We start from the raw sequence: 26,639 nt of genomic DNA, 5'->3' as shown, positions 1-26,639 counted from the left end.
CTGCACATGCTGAAAAGGCCGATTCGTCGACTTGTAACGCGAGCCTCCCTACGCCCTGGGAGACCCTCCGAAAAATGAAATCAAATCTCATAATCGGTGAAATCGCCATAGACGAAGTATGCACTAAGCGTCTCGTCAGGCATTGCCGAGCGCGCCATACGCCACAACGTCCACAACGCATTTCTTAATGACTTTTTTATGAAACATACATCGGGGCTGCATATGTGTTAACCCCTATACAGTCACATTGTAAGCATGCGCTACATTGGTGCTGTTTATGTTTCACTGTAAACATCGGTGTTGCCGGTGTTGCCACGTAGACGGCTGCAGTTGTTTTCCGTTTTTCGTCGATTGGTCGGCGCCAAGCGGGGTGCATAGCGAATCTCACCGGCAATTCTCGCTTACCGCGGGTCGGATCTGTAATAAGAAGCAGGGCGGCTGGCTGTCGGGAGGATAAGTCCATGTACGCACTCGTGTTGCACATAAATCAGGAAAAGAAGGAATGATCAGGTCGGTCAAAATCCGCGCGGCTGGGCCAGCCGATATGCAAGCCATTTCGAAGGTCCTCCACAAATGCGGGTTGCCAAGCGATGATGTAGAGGCATCGGTGCGTCTCTATCATGTAGCTGTACTGGACGACAACGTCATTGGTTGCGCTTGTGGAGAGCAGTTCGACGATACCATTGTCGTCCACACAGTAGCAGTCCTCCAGGACTATCGAGACCAGCGAGTTGCTACGCATCTTGTTGGAGCATTACTGATGCGAGCGCGCGCCAACGGCTGCACAACGGCAACTCTGCTCACGGCGGAGCATCCGAGCTTTTTCGCACGCTATGGCTTCACTCTCACCTCAGTAGACGCGATTCCAAAACAGGTGAAATTGACCAAGGAGTTCCAACGGCGCTTTGGCGCGAGGACGCACTGTATGTGTCGTCGACTTGACTGAGGCGTCGTTAATTCTCCCTGCCAGGAGACCGCGCCAAAGCGAAGGCTAAGCGGCGACACGATGAACGCATTCACGGGGGATGGAGGGATCACATTGCTCGACTACCTGGTTGATGGGAGATTCGACAAAACCGGATGAAATCGCCCCCCTATGGTGATAGCGGTCACGGTAGTTCACGATGAAGAGCTGGTTGTTATCCAAGTAGACGATGAACTCCTCCAGCTTAACGCGTGCTATGTACTCTTCTTCCCAAAGCGTCGTCTGAAAGGGATGACAAGGCGCTGACCGTATCTCACTGACAGTTCGGACGACGAATGGAGTTTCGCCAGGCCGTATTTGATGCTGACGGACGAGAAGGCCCACGACGCAAGCATGATTTACGGGATTTTTTCAAGGGACTCCGATGACTGGCGAGAACAGGGGGATCGTGGCGCATGCTGCCGCACGACGTCCGCCCTGGAAGGCCGCGTACTAGCATACGCAGCGCTGGCTGAAGGCGGGCCGCTTCGAGGCGATGGTCCGTGACCTGCGCTCGGCACTGCGAGCCGCACAGAACCGGCAGGGGCAAACACGTGCGGTGATTCTCGACGGACGCACGCTCCCGTTCCGCGTGCGAGAGCGGGCCGCAGCCGGTTACGACGGGTAAAAGCGGAGGTGAGGAAGCAGCGTGAATATGGCTGTGGAAACGTTGGGCAGCCTGATCGCCGAGAAGGTGGCGCCGGCCAACGAGCTAGAGCGCGCTCAGATTCGGGCGCTGGCCCAGCAGGTTCAGTGCGTGACCGGCCAGCAATCCGGACCCTGCAGCGGTCGATGGGCGGCTCGCCGCTACGCAGAATCGCCCATCCATCAATTTTCGCAACCTCTCAGGTCGCGGTGACGGCGCGTTTCGCTGCCCAGCGAAAGAACTTGATGCGTAGAAGCAAAGGGGGCTTGGAAAAGTGCGCCTTTGGGCCACTAAATTCCATGGAATTTCTATACGCAACACGCATTGATCACGCCAGCTAGAAATCTGGAATTCGGCAAGCGTCACTTGGGCACACCATGCTGTACATGCGATTTGACCTGGGTCAAAACCAATAGATGCTATCGGGTTTGTCCTAGCACTATTGGGTGACACCCCGAAGCCAATCACCTCTACACTCGAAAACGGATGGTGCAGAACACAAACATCGCCGTCAGCCATCCGTTCGCCAATCCCTGCTAGCCTTCTCTCGTGCAATCGCAGTAGCCCTTTTGCGTAGGGAAGTTCTTGCAGGGAAAACCTACAGGAGACACTGAATGTCTGAGTTTGCGCAAAACCCGTTCGCCGCGCTTCAAAAATCTAGTTTGGCTGCGCTGTCTGGTTTCGGACAGGCATATTTCAACAGCTGGCAGAGGGTTGCCCAACTTAACCTCCAAACAATGAAGGAAGCACTGGAGAGTGGGAGCGAGCACGTCTCGAAGCTGTGCACTCAAAGGGATCTGCGGGAGGTGCTAGCCGCGCAGGGCGGCGCTTCGCAGCCGACCGCAGAGAAGGCAATCGCCTACGTTCAAGATCTGTACGAAATCTTTACTGAGACCCAGGCGGAGTTCGCCCGCATCGCCGAGGCGCAATGCGGACATTACCACAGCAGCCTTGGGGCATTCGTTGATGAGTTTGCGAAACACGCTCCCGCGGGATCCGAGGTGGTGACGGCTGTTCTAAAGTCTGCCGTCACGGCCGCTAACGGCACCTATGACACGTTGAGCAAGGCCACAAAGCAAGCATCGGAAGTCGTTCTATCCAATGTCGAAGCTTCCAGCTCGATGGTGCTCAAGCAGCCGCCGAAAACCAAGGCTGCCTGATCTGCGGTAGGCTCGGGCGCCGGAAAGCGGGCGAGAAACAAGCAGCGACGCTCCGGAGGGGGCATCGTTGCCCAGCGGGGCAGCCGCGTCTTCCTCGCTCTTTGCCACAGGATCTCGCCCAATTTTTCGGCGCCCGCACCCACGCGTGGCGCTTTCTCAGGCCATTGCCAATCCCCAATTACGGTTGCAGAAATGATGCAGATTGGTCGCCGATTGACGCGATGATATCAGCTTGGTTACTGGCCAGCCGCGGCTACGCTCCTCACTTGGGGGAGACGGCAGCTGCGTTGTTGTCCCATCGGAATCGGATGAGCCGGCAGGTGCCCTGATGACGATGGGATTTCTATTCCCAGGCTTGCTGATTTTGTGGCAACTGGACGGCGCGCGGTTCCAGCCTGGGGCCAAAAAGACCTTTTCAATCAACAAACTGCGAATTCCCGTTAAATATTCCATGGCTCACGTGGAGCGCCGTTGAAAGGGGGGAGCGGGGGATGAACTTACCTCTTATTCCGGCCTGATATCAGCAGCCTTGGCCACCTTCTTCCAGCGCTCGATCTCAGCAGCGATAAAAGTCGCGAAGTCAGCAGGCTTCATTACCGCCGGCTCGGCGCCTTCCTTGAGGAAGAACGCCCTCATCTCTGGCGATTGGACTATCTTGTTGATTTCGCCATTGAGCCGATCTACCACAACTTGCGGCGTTCCGGCCGGAGCCAATATGCCCCACCACAATTCGACTGCACTGCCTTTGTAGCCGGCCTGTTCGAGCGGCAGGAGATCCGGTGCCACCGCCGAGCGTTCGGCGGTGGTGACGGCCAATGCGCGAGCGCGGCCGCTCTTGACCTGCGAAAGGATCGATGGTGCGCTGGCAACTATCAGTTGAATCTGACCGCCCAGTAGGTCAGTAATGGCCGGCGATATGCCTTTGTAAGAGACGTGCGTGAGCTTGATCCGGGCTGCATCGGCAAACAGTTCGCTTGCGAATTGGTTAATGCTACCTGCGCCTGAAGTCCCATAGTTGAGCTTACCCGGGTTGGACTTTGCGTTGGCGACCAGATCAGCCACCGTCTTGAATGGGGAATCGGTTGACACCGTCACAAGCAATGGCCCTTTGGCGAGAATGGCCACAGGTTTGAAACTTTTTAACGCGTCATAGGGCAAGTTGGTACGGATGGCCGCGCCTGTCGTGAATGTCGAAGTCACCATCAGCAGTGAGTATCCGTCCGCCGGCGCCCTGGCGACGGACATGCCCGCAATCACCCCGCCCCCAGCGGGCTTGTTCTCTACCAGAACCGGCTGTCTCAACGCGTCTTGCAAGTGCTTCCCGATTGTGCGCGCAAAGATATCGATCGAGCCACCGGGCGCACTACCTACTACAAGGCTGATGGGCTTGGATGGGTATGAAACCGATTGCGCGAGGGACAGAGAAGGAAGGCAGAGCGCTGTCCACGCGGTTAAAAAAAAAGACGTGCGCCGCATAGTTGACGTGCGAATGCGGTGATGAGTCCTATCCGCGAGCGATATCCGTAACATCCATGTCTCCTGGGTGATGCATATACGTATGCTGCGGTAGCAGGAACGCCACGTACCGCCTGGACGGATTCTCCCCGCTGTACGTTTTGTGTCTATCTGATTATTTCTATCTTTTCGAAAGAAAAAGTAATCAATCTCCCGAAGGATCACGATCCGCTATCGATCGTGAGTCTGGCATCCCGTGGTAATTTCCCGCGAATATGCCCAACGCCAAGCTATCGCAAGCGCAAGCGCAAGCGCAAGAGTCAATCGTCGCACTTCAGGCCGGCCTGGTTGGACAAGTAGACATCGGGGTGATCGTAACGCCATCGCTCACCCTCGTTCCCCGAGCGATCGCTGCGGTATTTGGCGTCGGCCGCGTAGGGGAAACGCCTGGGGTCAAATATGTGAAGATGGCAATCGATCTTTGGTTCGTGGTAAATGTTCATTGATTTTCTTCGAGCTTTGAGGCCAGTGAAGTCATTGTGCACGTGCCATTGCTGGATTTCAGGGGTCCGCGGTTGGCGACCGCTTTCTCTGCCTTCTCTGCTTTTCTCGGTCCTCAAACCACGCATGCATTCCCACGTCGTCCGTTGAATGCAGGTCTCTCCGCCCGCGGACTTCCAGGCAGCGCCGGAGCGCGATCGTATTTGGTTTCCAAGGCGGCTTGCACCTTCTGCGCGGCGACGTTTGTACCAGGAAAAATTTCCCAATAGAACGACAAGGCTAGGGCACCATAAGGGAGGAAGTACCGATCGAGCGCCAGGCCTAGGCGGCCACGCATGCGCGTCAGGAAGCGGGCGATGTGGCTGGTGCGGAGATAGACTAGACGCTGTTGTCGCATTTCGCCATGTTCCGCGGTGGAGCACATCTCAGGTTTTGTCGCGATTCGTCTTCGTCGCCGGGTGGGCCCGCGCCACTTCCCTAAGAATCTCCAGGAACGCTGCGGCCAACTCGCTCGGCGCCGCGGCACTGCGAAGCAGTATCCCTACGGGTTCCTCAGTACCGCTGGTGGGCAGATGCAGCCGCATTAGCCAGCCTTGGTCCAGGTCATCCTGCGCCACACGTTCCGGCGTGATCCATACCGTATCCGATCGCAGCGCCAACAGCCTGGCCACTGACACGGACAGCGTCTCTGTGCAAGCCTGCGGCAACCGCAATCCGTGGGACTGGAACAGAGCCTCGGTGTGGTGACGAGGCACGCTGCCCGCAGCGGCAACCACCAGCGGATAGCCGAGCACTGCGTGCAGAGAAGTGGCGCCACCGGCTTGCGACAGCAGCGGGTGGCGCGGACGGACTACCACCGCCAGCGATTCGGCGTAGAGGAGCTCGAACGACAGGCCTTGCATCATCGAAGGCTCGGCCATGCGGCCCAGCACGAAATCCAGTTCGCCCGCCTTTAGCGCCGCCAGCAACTCCGCGTTGGCCGCCGTGCGCAGCCGCAGCCCGGCGTGCGGCCGCTGCTCCCGCAGACGGGAGATGGCTTGGGGAAGCAGGCCGCTGGCCACAGTCGGTAGCGCGCCAAGCTGCACCATCGCTGCAGATGGTGTGGCGGCGCCAGCCAGCGCGGCGGCAGCCGATTCCAGCGCTTGCGAGACCCCCACCGCATGCCGCAGGAATTGCTCGCCGGCAGACGTAAGCCGTGCGCCCTGGCGCCCGCGCTCCACCAGCCGCGCGCCAGCCAGCGTCTCCAGTTCCACCAGGGTTTTGGAAACAGCCGGCTGGCTCAGGTGAAGGCGCTCGGCCGCACGGCGCAGGTTGCGCTCCTGCGCAATGGCCAGGAAACAGCTCACGTGCCGGAAGCGAATGCGGGAGAGCACCTGGCCACTCTGTGCCGGCTCCGGCAGGGCGACTGGACTGGTTTTGGTCTCCGCTCGTTTTTTCATAACCTATGGTTATCGATTTTTTGATAATAAGTCAATTTACATCACTTTATCTTAAAACTACAGTCTCCATGTCGCTGCACCGATCCATCCATAGGCGGTGCAGATGTTCAACAGGCTTTTCAGGAGACAAGACCATGCAGATCCCAGCCGCTCCACGGAGCGTCGCGTACGGCGAATTCGCGCAGCATCCGCCGGCATGCACGCCGGGTTACAAGACCAGCATCCTGCGCTCGCCGCGCAATGCGTTGATTTCGACGGTCAATACGCTGTCGGAAGTCACCGGCCCGGTGTTCCTGCCGCAGGAGCTCGGTCCGCTGGATAACGACCTGATCATGAACTTCGCCAAGGGTGGCCTGCCCATCGGCGAACGCATCATTGTTCATGGCTTTGTCCGCGACGAATTCGGACGCCCGGTGAGGAACGCCCTGGTGGAGGTCTGGCAGGCCAATGCCGGTGGCCGCTACCGCCACAAGAATGACAAGTACATCGCGCCCATCGACCCCAACTTTGGCGGCTGCGGGCGCATGCTGACCGATGACAACGGGTACTACATCTACCGCACCATCAAGCCGGGCCCCTATCCGTGGCGAAACCGCATCAACGACTGGCGGCCTTCGCATATCCACTATTCGCTCAGCGGCGACGGGTGGGCTCAGCGCCTGATTACGCAGATGTACTTCGAGGGTGATCCGCTGATCGCGCAGTGTCCCATCCTGAAGACCATCCCCAGCGAGGAGCAGATTCGCGGCCTGATCGCCCTCCAGGACACGGCCAACCACGTGCCACTGGACAGCCGTTGCTACCGCTTTGACATTACATTGCGCGGCCGCCGTGCCACGCACTTCGAGAACCAGCTGCAGGGAGCTAAGTGATGACACTGCAATCGCAACCTAACTTCGTTCACTACCCGGAAACCGCATCCCAAACGGGCGGCCCGTATGTCCACATCGGTCTTGCGCCCAAGCAGGCTGGCTTCGAGATTTTCGACAACAACTTCGGGAGCGTGCTCGTTACGCCGGACACGCGGGGCGAGCGCATTCAGGTCGAAGGCCGCGTATTCGACGGATCCGGCTCACTGGTACGCGACGTCCTGGTGGAGATTTGGCAGGCCAATGCCGAGGGCAAGTATGCGCATCCAGGAGACCTGCAGGACAAGGCCATCGATCCGTCCTTCCGGGGCTGGGGGCGGACGGGCACCGATTTCGAGACCGGCGTCTACACCTTCGAGACGATCAAGCCTGGCTCGGTGGCTGGCCGGGGCGGCGCGTTGCAGGCGCCCCATATCTGCGTGATCCTATTCGCCCGCGGCATCAACTTGGGGCTGCACACCCGGCTCTACTTCAGCGACGAAACCGATGCCAACAGCCGGGACCCCGTCCTCAACGGGATCGAGTGGGAGGTGCGCCGCAAATCATTGGTGGCGCAACGCAGCGAACGGAATGGCAAGGTGATCTACAACTTTGACGTGCGCTTGCAGGGGACACCGGACGGGGGCGAGGAGACCGTGTTTTTCGACGTCTGAAACACAACGGTTCACGCTGGAGCAATACGCGAGGATGGCGCTGGTGTCGTTCCGCAAGTGGACGAATGCCAAGCGGCGGACGCTCCGGCATCTGGCCTGGACCCGAACGTGCCGATCGAAGAGACGGTGGGGGCCATGGCGGAACTGGTGAAGGAAGGCAAGGTGCGCTATCTCGGGCTTTGCGAGGTCTCGGAGAGATCGTTGCGCCGGGCCTGCGCAGTTCATCCGATCACTGCGGTGCAGGCCGAGTATTCGCTTTGGACCCGCGATGTGAAGGCCGGCATGCTCGACGCCTACGAGGAACTCGGTGTCACGCTGATGGCGTTCTCGCCGCTCGCCCGTGGCATGCTTACCGGCCAGCTACGGCGTCTGGATCAGCTTGGTGAAGGCGACGTGCGGCGCAGGTATCCCCGCTTTTCACCTGAGAATTTTCCGCGGAATGGCGCGCTGGTTGACCGGCTGGGTACGATCGCAGAGGGAGCAGGGCTGTAGCCTCTCGCAGCTTGCGTTGGCTTGGCTGTACAACAATAGCCACAATGTCATCGCGATCTGCGGCTGCGATACGTTGGCCTTCCTGGAGGAGAGCCTTGGCGCGCTGAAGATCCCGCTATCCGGCGAGACAATGACGCGGATTGGCGAGATGTTCGCGCCCGGCCAGGTCAGCGGCGATCGCTACGATGCCGCGCTGATGAAGCTGCTGGACAAGTAACGACCCGGGCCGTGGCGAGCGGCGAGTGGCGAGTGGCGAGAAGCAGCGGCATCACATAGCCCGACAGGAGCCTCGCAAGATGACCATCCCCTTTCCATCGCCCCCTTTCCCGACCTGGCTGGCAGATCTGGGGGACGGAGGATCGCTTCCTGGATCGAGCCGGCATGCATGACGTGCTGGTGCTCACCGCCGGGATAGCTGGAAAAGGGGCACTCATTGCGAGCCAGATCGCTCAGGATGCGGCTTCGGGCACGTTCGTACCCATGCCCTCGGGCAGCAGCGGCGTAATCTCGGCCAGTTCTTCCGCGCTTAGCCGGCAGTCCGCCGCGCCGATCAGTCCATCCACCTGCGCGGGACGGCGCGCGCCGACGATGGCGCCGGTCACGGCCGATTGCCGCAGCACCCAGGCGATCGCCACGGCCGCAGGCGTCAAGCCGTGCCATTCGCCGATCCGACGGAAGGCTTCGACCAGTGCGAGATTGCGCGTCAGCCGCGGTTCCTGGAAGTCCGGGCTGCGGGTCTTCCGCCAATCGTCGGCCGGCAAGCCCGCGATGCGCTCGCGCGTCATCGCGCCGGTCAGCAGGCCCGATTGAAGCGTGGAATAGGCGATGACGCCGATGCCGGCCTGCTCGCAAAACGGCAGGATGTCCGTCTCGACCTCGCGCATCAGCGCCGAATACGGCGGCTGGAGCGAAGCAATGTCGGTGACAGCCTGGGCGCGCTTGAGCTGGGCCACGTCGAAGTTGGAAACGCCGATGGCGCGGATCTTTCCCTGTTCGCGCGCCTCGGACAGCACCGACAGCGCGGCTTCGATGCCACTGTCCGGGCCGCCCGGCGGGAACGCCGGCCAGTGAAGCTGGTAGAGGTCGATGGTCTCGACCTGGAGGCGGCGCAGGCTGTCCTCGATCTCGCGCACCAGCGAGTCCGGGGCCAGCGAGTGCGAGATTTGTCTGGTCGCACGATCCCAGACCAGGCTGCCCTTGGTGAACACCAGCGGGCGGCGCGAAGCTGGCACGCGGCGCAGGAGCTGGCCGACGATTTCCTCGGCATGGCCCAGGCCGTAGACGGCGGCCGTGTCGATCCAGTTCACGCCGCGCTCAACGGCGTATTCCAGCGCGGCCAGACTCTCTGCGTCGTCCTGTGCGCCCCAGCCGAACTCCCAGCCCGGCCCGGCGATGGCCCACGTGCCCAGTCCGATGGGCGAAATCGTGAAATCGGCGCTGCCGAGGCGTTGCTGTTGCATGGCTAAATCCTTCGTTCAATGAGAGGTTGCCAGTGTCGCGCGGTAGATAGAAAGCGATAAGCCGGGTTATGCTTGATGAACTGCTGAGTAGAATTCATCAATATGTCTCCCGATCTGCATGAACTGGATGCCTTCGCTGCGGTGGCCCGCCACCGCAGCTTCCGCAAGGCCGCCGACGAACGCGGCGTGTCGGCTTCGGCCTTGAGCCACGCCCTGCGCGGCCTGGAGGAACGGTTGGGCGTGCGCCTGCTCCACCGCACCACGCGCAGCGTGACGCCAACCGAAGCCGGCCAGCGCCTGCTGGCGCGGCTCGACCCTGCCTTGCGCGAGGTGGCCGAAGCACTGGCGGACGTGACCGCCTTGCAGGCGGAACCGGTCGGCACCCTGCGCCTGAACGTACCGCGTGCGGCGGCCCGGCTGCTGTTGGCGCCGATGCTGGCCGGTTTCGTCGCGGCCCATCCGCGTGTCCAGGTCGAAGTCGTGGCCGACGACCGCCTGGCCGATATCGTGGGCGATGGTTTCGACGCCGGAATTCGCTTCGGCGAGAGCCTGGCCGGCGACATGGTGGCGGTGCCGATCGGGCCGCCGCAGCGTTTCGTGTGCGTGGCCGCGCCGGACTACCTGGCCGCGCGCGGCGTGCCGCAGGCGCCACGCGAACTGCTTGGCCATGCCTGCATTGGCCGGCGCTTTCCCAGCGGCAACCTGTATGCTTGGGAATTCCTGGCCGACGCGCAGCCGCTGCGCATCGAGGTCGCCGGGCCGCTGGTATTCGACGACGACGCGCTGATGATCCAGGCTGCCCGCGACGGCGCCGGAATCGCCTACGTCTACGAGGCGCTGGTGCGCGAGGATAGCGCCGCAGGCCGTTTGGTGATCGTGCTGGACGCCTGGAGCGCACCGCCCAGCCGGTTCTTCCTTTACTACCCGGGGCGAAGGCACCTGCCCACAGCGCTACGGGCGTTCGTGGACTTCATCCGCCAGGACTGAAACAGACGAGGCCGGTCGTTGCGGTTGCCAAACACGCCACGCGCCGTGCAGCACCCCATATCGGCGATACCCGGCTTTCGCCCCTTCAGTGCCTATGTGCTCCGCTCGCCAAGGCGTAGCGGGTCGTCAGATTCGCACATCGACACCATGATCGGAGTCTGGAATCCGCGCGGCGCTTGTCGTCAGGTTTGCAGGTGCTTCTCCGCCTCGCGAACTGTTAGCGCGGAAAGGCGGTCGCGATGGGCGGCGAGGAATGCCGACACCGCTGCCGGATTCCAGCGGGCGTAATCGCGCAGCGCCCAACCGATTGACTTGCGGATGAAGAAGTCGGTCTCAGGTGCCAGCGTTCGCGCGTAGCGGAAGAGCCGTGCCTCATCTGTCTCCAGCCGCCAGCCCAGCTGATGGAGCATCGCGACGCGCCGCACCCACGGCGAGTCGTGACCGAGCCAGGCATCGGCGCGGGCCTGTGCGTTGACATCGGTCTTGCGCGCGCGCGCGATCACGGTGCCGATCGTCACGGCGAGGCTGTCGACGGTGTCCCACCACGGCTCGACCTGTGCGAGCGCGAGAATCGGGGCGATCCGCGCGGCGTCGAGCCGGTCCGCGTGCTTGCGTAGCAGGTCCGCGGCGGCATAGCGGTACTCGCGCTCGGGCTCGCGCCACAGCAATTGCGCGACCGCCACCCATTCGCGGTCGCACCACCCCACGGTCGGCAGGGCGCGCAGCGCCCGCCGGCGGGCCGGCGTGGGAATGCCGAGGAACGGAAACTGATCGCGCATGTAGGCGCGCATCTGTGAGGCCGCGGCCGGATCGGCCAGCGGCCGTAGCGCGTGGCGGACGTGCTCGACGTAGGCCTCGGGCGTGATGTCAGTGGGGGAGGTCGGCCGTTTTGCCGTCATGAGGTTCCCTTTGTTTTTCGTCTTCGAAGGGTAAGGGGGGCAAGCCGCCATGTCCCGTGGGTGTTCCCAGTCCCTGAGGTACTGCGCCGGGGACACATTGATTGATAAGCCCTTTCAGCTGCATACCGCCAGAAAATGCACGGGAAGTACGATGAGCCCAAGACGGCAAGGGGTTTAGCTGTACTGTGGAAGCCGCTGATCGAACAGCGGCTGGGACACCAGATCGCTGCGCCGTTACTCGGCGGCGGGGTGTTCTGTGAGGGTAGGACGGCAGCGCGAGCCTGCCCTCGGCTAGTGGAGTGAGCCGACAGATTCAATGGTCTATCGCGCGTAGCACATCCGCGAGCTTCTTCACTGCGATTTCTAATTCCCTCGGCGCGTGGGCGGCAAACCCCATGAGGAACCCAGCCTTATGCTTGCTCGACGCATGCAGTGGCGTCAGCCCCAGCAAGTCGATGCCGGCACGGTGCGCCATATCAATGGCTTCACGCTCGGGAATGTCGCGGATGAAGACGCAGGGCATTTGCATGCCGCCGGCCGGCACTTTGGGTTCCACGAAGCTGGCTAGGTACTTGCGCACGAGCCGTTCCAGTACATCGCGCCGCTCGGCATAGACGGCACGCATGGTTCGCACGTGCGCCCCGAAATGCCCACCCTCCATGAAGCGCGCCAGGGTCAGTTGCGGAATCGGCGCGCTGTGTCCGTCCAGCAAGGTGCGCGCGGCCGTCATGGGAGCCACAAGTTCGGGGGGCAGCACCATGAAGGCAATGCGCAAGCCGGGAAATAGTGATTTGGTGAAGGTGCCGATGTAAACCGTCCGCTGATGCTGGTCTAGTCCTTGCACGCAGGCCGTAGGCTTGCCAGCGTAGTGGAACTCGCTGTCGTAGTCGTCCTCGATGATCCAGGCTTGGTGCTGCCGCGCCCATTCGATGATGGCGAGCCGCCGGTCCAGCGCCAGGGTCGCTCCGGTCGGAAACTGGTGCGAGGGAGTGAGGAAGACGGCCTTGGCTGCCTGCCGAGATTCGCGCAGGTGTTCCACCCTAATGCCGTCGGCATCCAGCGGCAAGGGCACGCACTCCAGGCCAGCAGCGTCGAACGCCTTGCGTGCGCCGTGATACACGGGGTCTTCGATGAAGATGCGGTCGCCAGCGTCGAGCAGCACAGTAGCGCACAGGGTCAACGCCTGCTGAGAACTGGTGAGTACCAGCACGCGCTCAGGCGTGGCGTGCGCACCGCGTTCGAGATTGACGTAATCCGCAATCGCGCACCGCAACGGCTCCATCCCTTGCGGCGGGCTGTGCAGCAAAGCCTGGGTGCCGTATTGCTTCAACACCTGCCGCTCCAACCGCTCCCAGGTTTGCAGCGGAAAGCTGCGCGTTTCTGGCACACCTGGGGCGAAGGGGCGCGGGGCCAGAAAGTCTCGCACGCCACCGCCGCGGTACATGGCGGCGCCGCGCTGGCTCAGCCGCAGCGGTTCGCGCGGCGATCCGGGACGCCGCGCCGTGCCACGCCCTGGCAAACGCTGTGCCCGCTCTGAAACGAAGCTGCCGCTGCCCACGCGCCGCTCGATGAAGCCCTCTGCATGCAACTGGCTGTATGCCGACTCCACCGTGTCGCGGGAGACGCCCAGCGACTTCGCTAGTGCGCGGGAAGCAGGCAGCGGTCTCGCGGCGTCGAGCGCGCCGTCGAGGATCAGTTGCCGGATGGCGCGCTGGATGCGTGCATGCAGGGGCAAGGCGCCGTGTGCCGGGTCAATGACCCAGGCTTTGACGGATTCGAGTTGGGCGTGCTTGAACAATTGGCTGGTATCTCATCAAAAAATTGGTGGGGCACAACATGCCATTTGAAGCATATAAATCAGTTCCACGTTCAGGTCAATAGCCCATTTTCAGGAGCCCGGTACAAACCATGTCATCCGCCACGTCACCGTCATCCGTTCGCTTGCGCGATCTCACCCACCCCATCGTCGCCGGCCTGATTTCGGTCATCGTCAACTACGGCGGGACCTTCATCCTGGTGTTCCAGGCGGCCAAGGTGGCCGGCCTCAGCCCGGAACTGACGGCATCGTGGGTATGGTCGATCTCGATTGGCGTGGGTGTAACGGGATTCATCCTGAGCTGGGTGACGCGGGAACCAATCATTACCGCGTGGTCCACGCCAGCGGCGGCGTTCCTGGTAACAGCGCTGGCCACCACGCCCTATGCCGAAGCGGTCGGTGCGTACCTGATTTCAGCCGCCGCCTTTGTGGTACTGGGTCTTTCAGGGTGGTTTGAGCGCGTGATCCGGCTGATTCCTCCGGGCGTGGCCGCAGGCTTGCTCGCGGGCATCCTGCTGCAATTTGGGATCAAGGCTTTCGGCGGCATGAGCGTTGACCCGCTGCTGGCTGGGCTGCTGATCGTGACCTATGTGGTGCTCAAGCGGTTCAGCGCGCGCTATGCCGTCGTAGGCATCCTCGTGCTGGGGCTGGCTTTTCTGCTCATGCAGGACCGGGTCGATCTGTCGGGCCTGGCGTTGAAATTCGCCGCTCCGGTCTTCACTATGCCGGCGCTCTCGCTTAACGCGTTGCTGAGCGTCGCGTTGCCACTATTCCTCATCACGCTGACCGGCCAATACATGCCCGGCATGTTAGTGCTGCGCAACGATGGCTTCAAGACCAGCGCCAATCCCATCGTGGCGGTGACCGGACTCGGCTCCCTGCTGATGGCGCCGTTCGGCTCGCATGCCTTCAACATCGCCGCCATTACTGCCGCTATCGCCACGGGCCCGGAGGCGCACGAAGATCCGTCCAAGCGCTGGATCGCGGGCATCGCGGCGGGTGTGTGCTACATGCTCGTGGGCGTATTCGGGGTAACGCTGGCCGCCGTCTTCATGGCCTTTCCGGCGACCTTCATCACCACGCTGGCGGGGCTGGCGCTGCTGGGCACCATCGGCGGTAGCCTGGCCAGCGCGCTGGCTGATGCGAAGACGCGCGAAGCGTCGTTGATCACCTTCCTGGCTGCGGCAGCCAACATCACCTTGCTGGGCATCGGCGGAGCGTTTTGGGGCCTGGTGATCGGCATGGTGGCTCACGCCGTGCTCAATGGACAACTGCCGCGCCGTGAGCGGTCGGCCGTCGCGGCATCCGCCGCCGGGCCCGCGATCAAGAGGGAGGGGGCCAATGCCTGATCCATCCGACACCCAGACCCGCCACGACCAGCATGGCCGCTATCCGCAGGCGGCCACTGTCGACGACTTCCGGCACAACCTCGCAGCGGTTCAGGCCCGCATTGATGCGGCCTGCCGCCGCGCTGGACGCGATCCGGCTGGGGTATTCCTGCTGCCTGTCAGCAAAACCAAGCCCGGGGCCAGTCTCCGCCTGGCCTATGCGGCGGGCTGCCGCATGCTGGGCGAAAACAAAGTGCAGGAAGCCTTTGGCAAATGGGAGGCGATGCAGGATCTGACCGATCTGCATTGGTCGGTCATCGGCCATCTGCAGACCAACAAGGCCAAGCTGGTGGCGCGCTTCGCCAGCGAGTTCCAGGCACTGGACAGTTTGCGCGTGGCCGAAGCGCTGGAGCGGCGCCTACAGATCGAGGGGCGATCGCTTGATGTATTCGTTCAGGTCAACACCTCGGGCGAGGGGAGCAAATACGGTCTTCCGCCCGAAGATGTGCACGGCTTCATCAAAGAACTGACCGCGTTCTCCGGGCTGCGCGTACGCGGGTTGATGACACTGGCGCTGTTTTCGTCCGAGGCTGAGCGGGTGCGCCAGTGCTTCATTCTGCTACGCAATCTGCGCGACCAGTTGCGCCAGAGTGCGCCGGCTGGCATCGCCCTGGATGAACTGTCCATGGGCATGTCCGGCGATTTCGAGATAGCCATTGAGGAGGGCGCCACTGTGGTGCGTGTCGGACAGGCCATCTTTGGCGCGCGCGCTTTGCCGGACAGCTACTACTGGCCGGCAGAGACAACGGGGACGCAGCCATGAGCGACAAAACGCATCCTCCCGCCCTGCGCCCGCTGCGGCCCGACGTGGTTTCGGTGCAATCGCAGGTGGTCTACGGCCGCGTAGGCAACAACGTCGCGGTTCCGACCCTGGAGTCGCTTGGCCTGTCGGTGGCTGCCGTGCCGACCGTCGTGTTCAGCAACACGCCGCATTACCCGACGATGCACGGCGGTGCGCTGCCCGTCGAATGGTTCGAGGGCTACTTGCAGGATTTGTCGGCACGCGGCGCGCTGCATGCACTGCGAGCCGTCCTGGTCGGCTACCTGGGCAATCAGGGGCAAGCCGAAGTGCTGGCCCACTGGACGCAAGTCTTGCTGGCCGAGCGCGCGGCCCTGCGCGTGGTCATTGATCCCGTGATGGGCGATCATGACCATGGCATCTACGTCGATGCCGGCATGGCCGAGGCCTACCGTCAGCACCTGTTGCCGCTGGCCCACGGACTAACGCCGAATGGGTTTGAGCTGGCGCACCTGACAGGCCGCCCGGTCGATGACGTTGAGGGTGTCGTTGCCGCCGCCCGCATCTTGCTGGCGGGCCGCACCCAATGGATCGCGGTGACCAGTGCGGCGCCGGATACCTGGGCGGACGGCGAGATGCAGGTTGTGTTTGTCACCCGCGAGCAAGCGCACGTCATCACGCATGCGCGCATCGCCGCCGTGCCCAAAGGAACCGGGGATCTGTTCAGCGCCGCCCTGACGGGCCATTGGCTCAACGGTGCCACCTTGCCTGCAGCCGTCGCCAGGGCTTGCCAAGTGATCGTGCAGGCGCTGCGCCACACCGAAAGAGCGCAATGCACCGAACTGCTGTTGCCGGCCCGAGTGGGCAGCCCCCAGGCCAACAGCCAGATACAAGCACGCGAACTTGTTCGTATCCGTCAAGTGTTTTCCGAATCTCACTGGAGTCACGGTTCATGCAACACGCCACTTCACACTTGATGCGGGCCTATGCCCGCCAACCCATCTCATTCGCACGCGGCAGCGGTGCACGTCTGTGGGACGAGCACGGCGTGGAATACCTGGATGCCATCGCCGGCGTCGCGGTCACCAGCCTGGGCCATGCCCATCCGGAGATCGCTGCCGCTATCGCCGAGCAGTCCGGGCTGCTGTTGCACACGTCAAACGTGTTCCGCATCGACTGGCAGGAACGGCTGGGCGAACGCTTGTGCGCGTTGACGAGCATGCAGCGGGCCTTCTTCTGCAACTCTGGCGCCGAAGCCAACGAAACTGCGCTCAAGCTCGCACGCCTGCACGGGCACCGCAGGCAGGTAGCGCAACCACAGATCCTTGTGATGGAGAACGGCTTTCATGGCCGCACACTGGCGACTCTCTCGGCCACCGGCAATCCGGCAAAGCAGCAAGGCTTTGAACCGCTGATGCCCGGTTTTCTGCGTGTTCCTTACGACGACATCGAGGCGGTGCGCCGGGCGGCAGACCAATCGCCCGACATCGTTGCGGTGCTGATCGAGCCAGTACAGGGCGAAGGTGGCATCCGCGTCGCCAGTGCTGACTACTTGCGGGAACTGCGTGTTTTGTGCGACCAGCGTGGCTGGCTGCTGATGCTCGACGAGATCCAGGCGGGCATGGGGCGCACCGGCGCCTGGTTTGGGCACCAGCACGCGGGCATCACGCCCGATGTCATGACCTTGGCGAAGGCGCTGGGGAACGGCTTTCCCATCGGCGCCTGCCTGGCGCGGGGAGAGGTGGCCGACCTGTTCTCGCCCGGCCAGCACGGCTCAACCTTTGGCGGCAATCCCCTGGCCTGCCGCGTGGGGTGTGCGGTACTCGACATCATGGTGCGGGACGACATGCCGCAACGGGCCGCCGTTCTGGGAGCCCGCTTGCTCACAGGCTTGCAGCAGGCGCTGGGCAATCACCCGAACGTCCTTGCGATCCGGGGCCAGGGCCTGATGGCAGGAATCGAACTGGATAGGAGTTGCAAAGAACTGGTCAGGCGGGCATTGGAGGAGCAACGCTTGCTCATCACGGTGACGCGCGACACCACCATCCGGCTGCTGCCGCCCCTGATCTGTGATGAAGCGCAGATTGACGATATGGTGGCGCGTGTCGCGCGACTGCTGGCTTCAAACACAGTGGATAGACCGGTAACGGCTGCGCAGGCGGAACCGGCGACATGAACAGCGCCAGCGCCGTGAGCGAAAAGAGCCAACAGCATTGCGAAGCCAGGCGCTTGGCTCCTCGCGTTGGTCTTTGGGATCCGCTGCATGGGTAGGTATCGATCCGGGAATCGCCTTCAGCGAGGCGCTGCGGAAGATGCCGGCGGAGAATCCGGGTTTCCCCCCGCGGTCCCGGCGAGGACTCGTCGAACCGCGCGGGGAGAGGCGGCCACGCGGCCGTCTCCCGGATGAAACGCTACCGAAGTTCGGTTTCGTACCGGCTGGCCGCGATCGTCTTCCGGTCGCTGGCCGCTTCCTGCAGGCGAAAGTCGAACCGCACGCGCGTGAACGGACCAGTCAGGCCCAGTGATTCATAGCCGACCGGATCCCGCAATTGCTGAAGAGCCACCACGAGGCCGTCTCGCGTGGCGAAGGCGAAGTCGTCGTCGAGGAACGTGTCGCCGGGGATGTTGACCTGCGTGGTCAGCGCGCGCTTGCCATTGCCCGACACGAGGAAGTGGAACGCTGGGGATGATCAGCACATGGGTGCCGCAGATCGTCAAGAGCTTCAACCAGGGCAGCAGCGACCTGGCCATCGGCGTGCTGACCGCCGTGCCACACGCCTGCACCATCGCCGCGATGATCGTCTGGGGACGCCGCTCCGACAGGCACCAGGAGCGCCGCTGGCACGTCGCGCTGCCGATGCTGCTTGCCGCCGCCGGTTGGGCGCTAACCGCGTTCGCCGCCGACCCGATGGTCAAGCTGGCCGGCCTGTGCGCGGCTTCTGCGGGCGCGTATGCGGCCATGACGATCTTCTGGACGCTGCCCGACCTCGTGATGTCCGCGAATCATCGCGCCATCGGCATTGCCTTCATCAATGCGGCGGGCATCGTGGGCGCGGCGCTGAACGCGGTCATCGTTGGCTATCTGCGCGACGTCACGAGCAGTTTCACGTCGGGACTGCTGTACGCGGCGGCGGTACTCGTACTGGGCGCTTTCGTGGTGATCACGTTCGCACGCGCGGGCGCCGCCGGGAAGCGCACCGCCTGATTCCGCTTGGCCATGCCCATCGGGCGCAAGCCCGGGCGCCTTGATTACGCTGCAGTTTACCGGGGTAGCCACCCCTGGCATCCATGCGGGTGACGCCGCGCTGAAACCCGCATCCAATCAAACACTTACTGACTGGTCGCGTCCCCGCGCCACCCCCGAAACCGCGAGAGCCTGAAGGCGTGGTGACCGACCGTGGGCGCGATGCCTTGCACCAGCTGGGCCAGCAACTCGCCGGCGGCGGGGCCAATGCCAAAGCCGTGGCCGCTGAACCCCGTGCCAATGAAGAAGCCGGGCAGGGAGTCCACCGCCGAGATGACTGGCAAGGCGTCGGGGGTGACATCCATCATGCCGCCCCAGGCCTGGACCACCTGGGCGCCTCCGAAGACGGGGAACGCCCGCTGCAGTTGACGGAGCGCGGCGAATACGGAGTTGGTGTTGGGTCCGGGGTCGAGCGTACGGTTTTTTTCGAACGGCGTGGGCCTGTCGAGCGGAAAGCGCGTGGGCGTGAACAGTTCTTCAAAGAATCGCCGCCCGAAGCGGATGTTGAGATTCTGCCGTTGCGCCATCCAGGCGGGGAAGAAATGGCGAAGCAGGCGAATGCTGTCGGGCGTCACGTCGGCCACCGAGGCGGCAAGCTTCGACACCGTGTAGCCGCCGTCCGCTCGGGGTCGGCAGGTGAAGTCCTTGCCGTTGATCGCCAGGTCCAGGCCGGAGGGAAGGGGGGTTGTGCGCAACGCCGACCCATGCACCTTGAGCTGCGGCAGAAAGATGCCAGTGTTGCCGCACAGCAGGCGGCTCCAGGCTCCGCCGGCCAGTACGACGCGGTCCGCCGCCACGCGGCCGAACTCCGTGATGACGCCCGCGGTGTGGCCATTTGCCGTGTCCAGGCCGCGCACGGCGCACTGTTCAAAGATCTGGCAGCCTGCGGCGCGCGCCAGCTGCGCGATACCCGCGGTCGCCAGGTGGGGCTCGGCCACGCCATCCTCGGCGCTATGCAGTGCACTGGTCCACGGGCGCGTGGATGGCTCGGCCAGGATCTTGCGTACGGCCTCTCCGGTGAGCAGGTGCGCGCCTGTCGGGTGCTCGCGGGCCGAGTCGAGCCACGTCCGGAGTCCGGCCTGGTCAGTCGCGTTTTCGCCCAGATAGGCCAGGCCGATCTGCCGGTAACCAACGTTTACCTGTTGCTGGATCTCGCGCCAGAGGCTGTTGGCGCGGTGGGCCAATGGCAGCTCTGCCGGGTCACGGCCAATGCTGCGAATCCAGCCCCAGTTGCGCGACGATTGCTCGCCGGCCAGAATGCCTTTTTCAAAGACGGCGACACGCTGGCCGGCCCGGCTCAGTGCCCAGGCGGTGCTGATGCCGATGATGCCGCCGCCGATGATGGCAACGTCGACTTGCTGCGGAAGTGAGGAGGACATGATGCAGGCGCTGGAAGATGGGGGTGAAGGAGCGGAGCGATCAGGCAGGCAAATTCCCGCCGCGGGCTCCATGCTCCGGACTGTTCTCGTGTTACGTGGTTTGTTGTGTCAGGGGCGTTGCCCGTCTCCGCGTCTTGCGGCCCGGGCCGGCCCAGGCCTGTCAGCCGGGGTAGCCCATCGCGTCGCGTAGCCGGTACCACTGCAGCGCCGCCATCGCGCTGACCTGGCGCACTGGGTACAGCGGCAACCGCCTGACGGGTGTGACGGGATAGTCCAACGCCGCTGCGGGCATGCCGCGTACGGCTTCGCCCAGCACACGTCCCAGGGCCGTACCCATCGCCACGCCCCGGCCGCAGTAGCCGTACGCGGTCCACAGGCCATCGGCCAGTTCGTGCAGGTGTGGGAGATCATCGATGGTCATGCCCACGCGGCACGCCCAGCCGTGGGTGAAGACCACGTCGTTCAGTTCCGGAAAGCGCTGACAGGCCGCGAGGCGTAGCTGCTCGCGCGTGGCGGGGTCGAGGTTGTCGCTGTCGCGGCCCCGGCCGCCGATCACGAACCTGCCCTCGGGGTCGAGGCGGCAGTAGTAGGTGATTTTGCGAGTCTCCGAGATGCCGGCGCGCAGCGGCAGCAGGCGCTGCTGCAATTCCGGTGGCAGCGGATCAGTGGCGATTTGCGCGCTCGATACGCTTACGTACGACTGCGCGACTTCGGGGACCAGGCGGTCGGTGTAGGCATCGGTGGCCAGGATGACCTTCCTTGCTTGCACCGCATGACCGTTCACCTGCAACTCGAATCTCCCCGGCGAGGTGGAAATCGATTGAACGGGAGAATGCTCGTGCAGGGCGCCGCCGAGATCGGTTACCGCCCTTGCCAGGCCGCGTGCATAGGCCAGGGGCTGCACGGCGCCCGCGCTCTTCTCGAGCAAGCCCGAGGGCCAGTAATCGGAGCCCGTGGCGGCGCGCATCTCTTCGCGGTCAAGGTGGACCGTGTTGCCGCCCTGGCCATTGATTTCATACGACCGCTGACGCAGATAGTCGCTTGACGCCCGGGAGTAGGCACCCTGCAGCCAGCCATTGCGCGTCGGGTGGCAGCGGATCCGGTAACGCTCCACGAGCGCGAACAATTCGTCGGCACTGCCGTAGGCGAAGCGCATCATGCGTCGGGCCGCATCGTCTCCGAAGCGCTTGATCAGCGCCGACGGCGGCGGCTTGACGCCGGGCACGACCTGACCGCCGTTGCGACCAGAAGCGCGGTGGCCGATTTCAAAGGCCTCGAACAATGCGGTGTGCACGCCGGCTTGTGCCAGATGCAGCGCTGCCGATAATCCCGTGAAGCCGCCGCCGACGATGGCAACGTCGACCTGAAGGGGGCCACGCACCGCCGCGGAAGCGGTGCGCGGCAACGCGGTGGCAGCCCAGAGCGATGTGGGGGACGTGGAGAGTCGGCTGCACATGGCGTTACTCGGTATGCGTGACACGGCGCAGGAAGTCCTGCATGCGTTCATTGCGTGGCTGGGTCAAGACCTGTGCGGAGGGACCTTGCTCGGCAATGCGGCCGCCGTCGAGGAACAGCACCCGGTTTGATACCTCGCGAGCGAATTTCATCTCGTGCGTCACGATGACCATCGTCATGCCTTTCTCTGCCAGCTTGCGCATCACGCCAAGCACTTCGCCAACCAGTTCCGGGTCGAGCGCCGAGGTGGGCTCGTCGAACAGGATGGCATCCGGCTGCATGGCGAGAGCCCGGGCAATCGCCACGCGCTGCTGCTGCCCACCCGATAGCTGGGTTGGGTAATGCGCCATTTTCTCTGCAAGACCGACCGAGGCGAGGATCTCGGCCGCCCGCTCCTTCGCCTCGGCCACGCTTTCCTTCTTGACGTGGACAGGGCCTTCCATCACGTTTTCCAACGCGGTGCGATGCGGGAAGAGGTTGAAGCGCTGGAACACCATCGACACGCGCTGACGGATCTGCCGGATCCCGGGCGAAGCCGCGTTGACGCGCTCGCCATCGATGGTGATGCTGCCGCCCTGGTACTGTTCGAGGCCGTTGATACAGCGCAGCATGGTTGATTTACCTGATCCCGACGGGCCGATCAGGCAGACGACCTCTCCTTGCCGGATCTCCGCGTCGATGTTCGACAACACCCGGTGCGCCCCGTAGGACTTGCTCAACTGCTCGATCTTGATCATTTGCGGTTCCCCAGGCTGCGCTCCAGCTTGCCCACGCCATACATCATGGGAAGGCTCATCACGAGATAGATCAGGGCCACCAGCGTGAAGATCGTGGCGCTCTTGAACGTGGCGGCGGCGATCAGCTTGCTTTGCATGGACAGTTCGACGACGGTGATCACCGCGGTCTGGGACGAGTCCTTGAGCATCATGACCAGGTTGTTGCCATAAGGAGGCAGCGCGATCTTGATTGCTTGCGGAAGGATCACGCGGCGCATCAGCAAGGCGCGCGACATGCCCAGCGATTGCGCGGCCTCGTACTGGCCCACGTCCACGGCGTCGATGCCCGCGCGAAACACCTCGGCCATGTAAGACGAATAAGCAATGCCCAGCCCCAGCGCACCGGCCTGGAATGCATTCAGGCTGACGCCGAGCTCGGGCAGCACGAAATACATGTAGAACAGCACGACGATGATCGGAACGCCCCGGATCATGTTGGTGAGAATACGGCTGGCATGGGACAGCGGGCCGATGCCCGAAACCCGCAGCAAGGCCCAGAACAGGCCCAGGAAGGTGGCGATGAGCAGCGCCGCGATGGTGATGGCGAGGGTCGTCAAGACCCCCTGCATCAGCACGGGAAGGTACTCAGCCGCGTCGCTGAAAAATGTGTCGAACATACGTGAGCCTCGGCAGGTCGAACAGGGTGTCTGCATGGCCCCGGCTCCCACGCCGGCGAGCCATGCAGAGGCTGAGGGGCATTACTGCGGCACGCCCCATTTCTTCAGGATGTCCGCCAGCACGCCGTTTTGCTTGATCTTGGCAACGGCGGCATTGACCCTGGCCAGCATCTCGGTGTCGCCCTTGCGCACGGCCAGGGCGATGTCGGTGGCTAGCAGGCTTTGGTAGGTGTCTACAAGGCGCACCTGCTTCGAGGCGGACGTGCGCACCTGGTAGGCTACGACCGGGCCATCGCCAAAACCCGCGTCCACGCGGCCCAGGCCGATATCACGCACAAGGTCGGCCATGGTGTCGTACATCTTCAGCTCCTTGAAACCCTGGACGGCCTTGAGCGGCTCGACATAGGACGTGCCCATCTGTACACCGACGACCTTGCCTTTGAGGTCGTCGTAATTGCGATAGGCCTTGGTGTCATTGACGGGCACCAGCAGCGCCTCCTTGTACGTCAGGACGATCTCTGAGAAGTCCACGGCTGTGGCGCGCGCGGGAGTCTTGGCGAAGGCCGACGAGATCATGTCGATCTTCTTGGTTTGGAGCGACGGGATCAAGGTGGCAAACGGGATTCCGGAGATCTCGGGTGTGACGCCCAGTTCCTTGCTGACCGCACGGGCCACGTCGATCATCACGCCCTCCAGGGCGTTCGTCTTCACATTGAGGAAGTTGAAGGGCACGGCGGTAGGCGTTGCGCCGATCTTGATGACCGGTTGCTGCGCGTAGGCCGACACAAGGGCGAAGGACAGGATGGCGGCAAACGATTTCAGAGCAATCTTCAGCATGGGAGCTTTCAGTTTTTGATCCGGCGCCGCACTTGGGTGACGAAGCTGGATGCCTTGTGGAAAGACCGATTGATCGGGTAAAGTCGTATCGCTAAACAATACGTGAAATTGATTAGCGATTCGCTGAGGTAAGAATACTGCAAACTACCGACGCTGAATCAGCTCTTTCGTCCGTAATTTCCTAGGGATTTCCCTCGGTTGGGCTCGCTCTGAGCGAATTTTCGGCTGCCGGAGACGAATGTCTTCCCGTATTTCTATACAGTAGACACCTATCTGTAATCGATTGATCTTCTGTCTTGCCACACCGATGTGATGTGGCTATGGATTTGCCCTCATGACCCCCGTGAACCCGGAATCGTCCACCCTGTATGTGCAGTCGCTGGCCACTGGCGTGCAGGTGTTAAGAGCGTTCAATACGCAACGCGCATCGATGAGCCTGCCGGAGATCGCCTCCGCCGTCGGAATCTCCAAGAGCGCGGCGCAGCGCTTTGCCTTCACGCTGGAAGCGCTGGGGATGCTTAAGAAAGACCCGCAGTCGAAGCGATATTCCCTTTCCTCGGCCAACCTGGAATCGGGCTATCAGTATCTGCAGTGCCACCCGCTGCTCGAGCGCGCGAATCCCTATCTGCTGGATCTGAACCAGCGCACCGGGGAAACGGTGAACCTGGCCGAACCCGCGGATGACTGCATGGTGTACATCGGGCGCTTTTCCAGCCTGGCGCGGCTGATCATGCATGTGCCGATCGGGCAGCGCATTCCGATGTTCTGCGCCTCGACGGGACGCGCGTATTTGTCCGGCCTGTCGGACGATGCAGCGCGCGAGATCCTGGAACGCAGCGATCGGGTTCGCTACACGCCGCAGACGGTGACAGATGTGGATGCGCTGTTGGCGCTCGTCCAGCAGGCACGCGAGGACGGATTCGCTTGCTGCAATGACCAGTTCTATCGCGGCGATCTGGCCCTTGCGGTGCCGATATGGGATGCGGCGGGCAACGTCGTTGCCGGGCTCAACCTGTCCGTGTCTTCCTCGGCATTTACCGTCAAGCGTGCCATCAGCAAGTTCGTGCCGCTGATGCTGGAAACAGCACGCCTGATCTCCACGACGCCGCCCAACCCGGCGGCGCAGCGGCCGTTTCGCACGGAACTGCGGGTGTCGAAGAGCGGGGGCGGAAGCGGGGGCTGATGTACTCCAGGAACACCGTCGGCGCTACCTGCGCGCTGACGTCACAGCACCCGCCTACCCGACCCGGCAGAGCCCAAGCAAGCTGGACGTCACTCGCTTCCCGCGCAGCCCTGCGCGATGGAATTGGAGTTTAGCGGGACGTAGCTTTTACAGGTCGAGTACTGGCGCGCTTCCTTGTTGCAGCCGCTTTCGGGATTGCAGGCGAGTTCGCCACGTTTGCTTTACCGGCAACAACGTTGCCAGATGTTGATTTACGTGACCCGGCAGATGGCTTGACTGGCAACTTCTTTGTTACCGATTTATTGTCCTCCGCAGTTTTTGCGTTCGCAGGTGGCTTGCGGGTTGTCGCGACAGCCGACCTGGTCGCCTTCTTCGCTGTCGCCTTGCCTGCCGGTGGCTTGCTACGTCCGGCAGCAGGCTTCGGCGGTGGGTAAACGTCGGCCATCTCGATGCCAAACACATCGGCCACCAGCGCGTCGTCGAGCACCTTGCTGGTAGTGGGTCGCTTTGTGGATTTGGGCAGGCCGGCGCTGGCCTGCCTGACGAGATCATTGGCATCGACGCGGCGCAAGGCGAAGAGCAATTCCGGCTGTTGGTCGAGCCGCGTTCCGACACCGTAGAGTACGGCAGCAACGTGCTTGCACATTGACGCCCAGTCCGGGCAACTGCAATTGAACCTGATCTCTTTCGGCACCGGGAAAAGACCGGTGCCAGATTTGCAGATGCGCTCCATCACGGATGTCGAGAGCTTGCCCTGCAAGAGCTCCACGATCGAATCGATCGACCCCGCGCAATCGGCGCCGATCGCCTGCCATTGCTTTTTAGGACACGCCGTCACGGTCACCGCCACCGTGTAGAGGCTCGAACCCATTACCTGCGCGCGGACTTCGCCTGCCGTAATCTGAAGGTCGATCACGGAACCGTTGCGCACATAGGTACGGCCGCGCGGCAGCCGGTTGGCATAGTCGCTGTAGCCTTCCAGATTGTCGCACCAGGCCTTGCCCCAGAAGGTCTTGGCGATGGCGCCGCGATACGACGCGATTGGCGACAGGACCGCACCTGCCTTCTTCGCCTTCGCGACGGCCAGTTCAGCCTTTTTTCTGCGCTCGGCGACCGAGACATAGGGCTTCCATCCCTCGTAACCGTAACCCATTGCGATTCCTCTTGACGATCAGTTTTCCTGCGCGGCATGAACGTCGAGCTTCACGAGGTCGAGCAATTCACGATCGCTCATCTCGGTGAGCAGGAGTTCCGCGCCGCCCTCCAGTACATCTTTCACCAATTGCTGCTTGGCTTCGATCAATTGGTCGATACGGTCTTCGACCGTGCCACGGCAGATGAACTTATGCACCAGGACGTTCCTCTGCTGGCCGATACGGAATGCACGATCGGTTGCCTGGTTTTCCACGGCCGGGTTCCACCAGCGGTCGAAGTGGATCACATGTGAAGCGGCGGTGAGATTCAGACCCGCCCCACCGGCTTTGAGCGAGAGCACGAAGAAGGGTGTCAGCTCTTCTTCCTGGAATCGCTTGACCAGTTCGCGGCGCCTGGCTACCGGGGTGCCGCCGTGGAGTACCAGACCTTCGCGGCCGAAGATCGAACCCAGGAATGCGGCCAGCGGTTCCGTGGTCTCGCGGAACTGGGTGAATACCAGTACCTTTTCCTGCTTGGCGGCAATGA

General features: G+C 62.8%; 26 protein-coding genes and 1 pseudogene. 13 read left to right on the top strand and 14 right to left on the bottom strand.

Features of this window, described 5'->3' with window-relative positions; translation table 11 throughout:
• The first annotated feature begins 502 nt into the window (after positions 1 to 502).
• Both CF70_RS35145 and CF70_RS21375 read left to right on the top strand, forming a co-directional pair.
• On the top strand, positions 503 to 946 hold the full coding sequence (locus tag CF70_RS35145; RefSeq protein ID WP_081862272.1) for a GNAT family N-acetyltransferase: 444 nt from the start codon (positions 503 to 505) through the stop codon (positions 944 to 946).
• A gap of 1,278 nt (positions 947 to 2,224) precedes the next feature.
• The gene (locus CF70_RS21375; protein ID WP_035869163.1) at positions 2,225 to 2,770 is read left to right on the top strand and encodes a phasin family protein; all 546 of its coding nucleotides are present in this window, start codon (positions 2,225 to 2,227) and stop codon (positions 2,768 to 2,770) included.
• 504 nt (positions 2,771 to 3,274) lie between these two features.
• Here the strand turns inward: CF70_RS21375 and CF70_RS21370 are convergent.
• From CF70_RS21370 to CF70_RS21360, 3 genes are all read right to left on the bottom strand, one after another.
• Positions 3,275 to 4,246 (bottom strand): Bug family tripartite tricarboxylate transporter substrate binding protein, encoded by a 972-nt coding sequence (locus tag CF70_RS21370; RefSeq protein ID WP_035869241.1) that lies wholly within the window; start codon positions 4,244 to 4,246, stop codon positions 3,275 to 3,277.
• Positions 4,247 to 4,545: 299 nt separating this feature from the next.
• Entirely contained in the window at positions 4,546 to 4,728 is a 183-nt protein-coding gene (locus CF70_RS39025; protein ID WP_035869159.1) for a hypothetical protein, read from the bottom strand.
• A 423-nt stretch (positions 4,729 to 5,151) separates the two neighbouring features.
• A complete protein-coding gene (locus tag CF70_RS21360) occupies positions 5,152 to 6,126 on the bottom strand; it encodes a LysR substrate-binding domain-containing protein (RefSeq protein ID WP_200876787.1) in 975 nt (324 codons plus the stop codon).
• Positions 6,127 to 6,299: 173 nt separating this feature from the next.
• Here CF70_RS21360 and pcaH point away from each other — a divergent pair, with 173 nt between their 5' ends.
• From pcaH to CF70_RS33905, 4 genes are all read left to right on the top strand, one after another.
• Complete coding sequence (gene pcaH / locus CF70_RS21355; RefSeq protein WP_035869153.1) at positions 6,300 to 7,037, top strand: protocatechuate 3,4-dioxygenase subunit beta; 738 nt, start codon at positions 6,300 to 6,302, stop codon at positions 7,035 to 7,037.
• Complete coding sequence (gene pcaG, locus CF70_RS21350) at positions 7,037 to 7,687, top strand: protocatechuate 3,4-dioxygenase subunit alpha (protein WP_035869150.1); 651 nt, start codon at positions 7,037 to 7,039, stop codon at positions 7,685 to 7,687. Before pcaH ends, pcaG begins: the two co-directional genes overlap by 1 nt.
• Positions 7,688 to 7,795: 108 nt before the next feature.
• The gene (locus tag CF70_RS33910) at positions 7,796 to 8,179 is read left to right on the top strand and encodes an aldo/keto reductase (protein WP_200876786.1); all 384 of its coding nucleotides are present in this window, start codon (positions 7,796 to 7,798) and stop codon (positions 8,177 to 8,179) included.
• Positions 8,180 to 8,195: 16 nt separating this feature from the next.
• On the top strand, positions 8,196 to 8,396 hold the full coding sequence (locus CF70_RS33905) for a hypothetical protein (protein ID WP_051648733.1): 201 nt from the start codon (positions 8,196 to 8,198) through the stop codon (positions 8,394 to 8,396).
• A 232-nt stretch (positions 8,397 to 8,628) separates the two neighbouring features.
• Here CF70_RS33905 and CF70_RS21340 read toward each other — a convergent pair whose 3' ends face one another.
• Positions 8,629 to 9,639: an aldo/keto reductase gene (locus CF70_RS21340; protein WP_035869148.1), complete on the bottom strand. Its 1,011-nt coding sequence runs from the start codon at positions 9,637 to 9,639 to the stop codon at positions 8,629 to 8,631.
• 102 nt (positions 9,640 to 9,741) lie between these two features.
• Between CF70_RS21340 and CF70_RS21335 the strand changes: the two genes are divergently transcribed.
• A complete protein-coding gene (locus tag CF70_RS21335) occupies positions 9,742 to 10,626 on the top strand; it encodes a LysR family transcriptional regulator (RefSeq protein ID WP_200876785.1) in 885 nt (294 codons plus the stop codon).
• 182 nt (positions 10,627 to 10,808) lie between these two features.
• On the opposite strand, the gene CF70_RS21330 is transcribed toward CF70_RS21335, so the two are convergent.
• Both CF70_RS21330 and CF70_RS21325 read right to left on the bottom strand, forming a co-directional pair.
• Positions 10,809 to 11,525: a DNA alkylation repair protein gene (locus CF70_RS21330; protein WP_235185143.1), complete on the bottom strand. Its 717-nt coding sequence runs from the start codon at positions 11,523 to 11,525 to the stop codon at positions 10,809 to 10,811.
• A gap of 313 nt (positions 11,526 to 11,838) precedes the next feature.
• Positions 11,839 to 13,323, bottom strand: a complete 1,485-nt coding sequence (locus tag CF70_RS21325) for a PLP-dependent aminotransferase family protein (RefSeq protein WP_035869142.1) — start codon at positions 13,321 to 13,323, stop codon at positions 11,839 to 11,841.
• Positions 13,324 to 13,433: 110 nt separating this feature from the next.
• On the opposite strand from CF70_RS21325, the gene CF70_RS21320 reads away from it, so the two are divergent.
• From CF70_RS21320 to CF70_RS21305, 4 genes are read left to right on the top strand one after another with little or no spacing between them, the layout of a single operon-like run.
• Complete coding sequence (locus CF70_RS21320; protein WP_035869139.1) at positions 13,434 to 14,690, top strand: benzoate/H(+) symporter BenE family transporter; 1,257 nt, start codon at positions 13,434 to 13,436, stop codon at positions 14,688 to 14,690.
• Entirely contained in the window at positions 14,683 to 15,492 is an 810-nt protein-coding gene (locus CF70_RS21315) for a YggS family pyridoxal phosphate-dependent enzyme (RefSeq protein WP_035869137.1), read from the top strand. The genes CF70_RS21320 and CF70_RS21315 overlap by 8 nt, the downstream gene beginning before the upstream one ends.
• A complete protein-coding gene (gene pdxK, locus CF70_RS21310; protein WP_081862270.1) occupies positions 15,489 to 16,445 on the top strand; it encodes a pyridoxine/pyridoxal/pyridoxamine kinase in 957 nt (318 codons plus the stop codon). Before CF70_RS21315 ends, pdxK begins: the two co-directional genes overlap by 4 nt.
• Positions 16,421 to 17,644: an aspartate aminotransferase family protein gene (locus CF70_RS21305; RefSeq protein WP_035869135.1), complete on the top strand. Its 1,224-nt coding sequence runs from the start codon at positions 16,421 to 16,423 to the stop codon at positions 17,642 to 17,644. The genes pdxK and CF70_RS21305 overlap by 25 nt, the downstream gene beginning before the upstream one ends.
• 235 nt (positions 17,645 to 17,879) lie before the next feature.
• Here the strand turns inward: CF70_RS21305 and CF70_RS21300 are convergent.
• A pseudogene (locus CF70_RS21300) lies at positions 17,880 to 18,143 on the bottom strand (catechol 1,2-dioxygenase); the annotation flags it as partial.
• Between the two features lie 11 nt (positions 18,144 to 18,154).
• Between CF70_RS21300 and CF70_RS21295 the strand changes: the two are divergent.
• Positions 18,155 to 18,673: an MFS transporter gene (locus CF70_RS21295; RefSeq protein WP_051648730.1), complete on the top strand. Its 519-nt coding sequence runs from the start codon at positions 18,155 to 18,157 to the stop codon at positions 18,671 to 18,673.
• Positions 18,674 to 18,798: 125 nt separating this feature from the next.
• On the opposite strand, the gene CF70_RS21290 is transcribed toward CF70_RS21295, so the two are convergent.
• The 5 genes from CF70_RS21290 to CF70_RS21270 form a co-directional block, all read right to left on the bottom strand.
• Entirely contained in the window at positions 18,799 to 20,163 is a 1,365-nt protein-coding gene (locus tag CF70_RS21290; RefSeq protein WP_235185142.1) for an NAD(P)/FAD-dependent oxidoreductase, read from the bottom strand.
• Between the two features lie 88 nt (positions 20,164 to 20,251).
• A complete protein-coding gene (locus CF70_RS21285; protein ID WP_051648728.1) occupies positions 20,252 to 21,496 on the bottom strand; it encodes an NAD(P)/FAD-dependent oxidoreductase in 1,245 nt (414 codons plus the stop codon).
• A 55-nt stretch (positions 21,497 to 21,551) separates the two neighbouring features.
• Positions 21,552 to 22,283, bottom strand: coding sequence for an amino acid ABC transporter ATP-binding protein (locus CF70_RS21280; protein WP_035869121.1), 732 nt, complete (start codon positions 22,281 to 22,283; stop codon positions 21,552 to 21,554).
• Positions 22,280 to 22,939 carry an amino acid ABC transporter permease gene (locus CF70_RS21275; RefSeq protein WP_035869118.1) on the bottom strand — a complete coding sequence of 220 codons (660 nt, stop codon included), beginning with the start codon at positions 22,937 to 22,939 and terminating at the stop codon, positions 22,280 to 22,282. The genes CF70_RS21280 and CF70_RS21275 overlap by 4 nt, the downstream gene beginning before the upstream one ends.
• Positions 22,940 to 23,020: 81 nt before the next feature.
• Positions 23,021 to 23,776 (bottom strand): ABC transporter substrate-binding protein, encoded by a 756-nt coding sequence (locus tag CF70_RS21270; protein WP_035869115.1) that lies wholly within the window; start codon positions 23,774 to 23,776, stop codon positions 23,021 to 23,023.
• A gap of 334 nt (positions 23,777 to 24,110) precedes the next feature.
• Here CF70_RS21270 and CF70_RS21265 point away from each other — a divergent pair, with 334 nt between their 5' ends.
• A complete protein-coding gene (locus CF70_RS21265) occupies positions 24,111 to 24,959 on the top strand; it encodes an IclR family transcriptional regulator (protein ID WP_051648726.1) in 849 nt (282 codons plus the stop codon).
• Positions 24,960 to 25,089: 130 nt separating this feature from the next.
• Here the strand turns inward: CF70_RS21265 and CF70_RS21260 are convergent, their stop codons facing one another.
• On the bottom strand, positions 25,090 to 26,112 hold the full coding sequence (locus tag CF70_RS21260) for a hypothetical protein (protein ID WP_035869112.1): 1,023 nt from the start codon (positions 26,110 to 26,112) through the stop codon (positions 25,090 to 25,092).
• A gap of 18 nt (positions 26,113 to 26,130) precedes the next feature.
• Positions 26,131 to 26,639 (bottom strand): DEAD/DEAH box helicase (locus CF70_RS38160; protein ID WP_035869109.1); only part of this gene is annotated, 509 nt, incomplete at its 5' end.

Origin of the sequence: Cupriavidus sp. SK-3, from assembly GCF_000611145.1 — a bacterium.
In the GTDB taxonomy this organism is placed as follows: Bacteria; Pseudomonadota; Gammaproteobacteria; order Burkholderiales; family Burkholderiaceae; genus Cupriavidus.
The sequence above is the reverse complement of the archived record's forward strand: the minus strand, read 5'-3'. Positions and strand labels throughout refer to the sequence as shown.

Excerpts from the sequence above, each read along its gene's own strand:
- CF70_RS21265 (WP_051648726.1), top strand. The coding sequence starts at position 24,111 with ATGACCCCCGTGAACCCGGAATCGTCCACCCTGTATGTGCAGTCGCTG.
- pdxK (WP_081862270.1), top strand. The coding sequence starts at position 15,489 with ATGAGCGACAAAACGCATCCTCCCGCCCTGCGCCCGCTGCGGCCCGAC.
- CF70_RS21330 (WP_235185143.1), bottom strand. The coding sequence starts at position 11,525 with ATGACGGCAAAACGGCCGACCTCCCCCACTGACATCACGCCCGAGGCC.
- CF70_RS21260 (WP_035869112.1), bottom strand. The coding sequence starts at position 26,112 with ATGGGTTACGGTTACGAGGGATGGAAGCCCTATGTCTCGGTCGCCGAG.
- CF70_RS21270 (WP_035869115.1), bottom strand. The coding sequence starts at position 23,776 with ATGCTGAAGATTGCTCTGAAATCGTTTGCCGCCATCCTGTCCTTCGCC.
- CF70_RS21280 (WP_035869121.1), bottom strand. The coding sequence starts at position 22,283 with ATGATCAAGATCGAGCAGTTGAGCAAGTCCTACGGGGCGCACCGGGTG.
- CF70_RS21315 (WP_035869137.1), top strand. The coding sequence starts at position 14,683 with ATGCCTGATCCATCCGACACCCAGACCCGCCACGACCAGCATGGCCGC.
- CF70_RS21340 (WP_035869148.1), bottom strand. The coding sequence starts at position 9,639 with ATGCAACAGCAACGCCTCGGCAGCGCCGATTTCACGATTTCGCCCATC.
- CF70_RS21295 (WP_051648730.1), top strand. The coding sequence starts at position 18,155 with ATGATCAGCACATGGGTGCCGCAGATCGTCAAGAGCTTCAACCAGGGC.
- CF70_RS21290 (WP_235185142.1), bottom strand. The coding sequence starts at position 20,163 with ATGGAGCCCGCGGCGGGAATTTGCCTGCCTGATCGCTCCGCTCCTTCA.
- CF70_RS21305 (WP_035869135.1), top strand. The coding sequence starts at position 16,421 with ATGCAACACGCCACTTCACACTTGATGCGGGCCTATGCCCGCCAACCC.
- CF70_RS21275 (WP_035869118.1), bottom strand. The coding sequence starts at position 22,939 with ATGTTCGACACATTTTTCAGCGACGCGGCTGAGTACCTTCCCGTGCTG.
- CF70_RS21335 (WP_200876785.1), top strand. The coding sequence starts at position 9,742 with ATGTCTCCCGATCTGCATGAACTGGATGCCTTCGCTGCGGTGGCCCGC.
- CF70_RS21370 (WP_035869241.1), bottom strand. The coding sequence starts at position 4,246 with ATGCGGCGCACGTCTTTTTTTTTAACCGCGTGGACAGCGCTCTGCCTT.
- CF70_RS35145 (WP_081862272.1), top strand. The coding sequence starts at position 503 with ATGATCAGGTCGGTCAAAATCCGCGCGGCTGGGCCAGCCGATATGCAA.
- pcaG (WP_035869150.1), top strand. The coding sequence starts at position 7,037 with ATGACACTGCAATCGCAACCTAACTTCGTTCACTACCCGGAAACCGCA.
- CF70_RS39025 (WP_035869159.1), bottom strand. The coding sequence starts at position 4,728 with ATGAACATTTACCACGAACCAAAGATCGATTGCCATCTTCACATATTT.
- CF70_RS21320 (WP_035869139.1), top strand. The coding sequence starts at position 13,434 with ATGTCATCCGCCACGTCACCGTCATCCGTTCGCTTGCGCGATCTCACC.
- CF70_RS21375 (WP_035869163.1), top strand. The coding sequence starts at position 2,225 with ATGTCTGAGTTTGCGCAAAACCCGTTCGCCGCGCTTCAAAAATCTAGT.
- pcaH (WP_035869153.1), top strand. The coding sequence starts at position 6,300 with ATGCAGATCCCAGCCGCTCCACGGAGCGTCGCGTACGGCGAATTCGCG.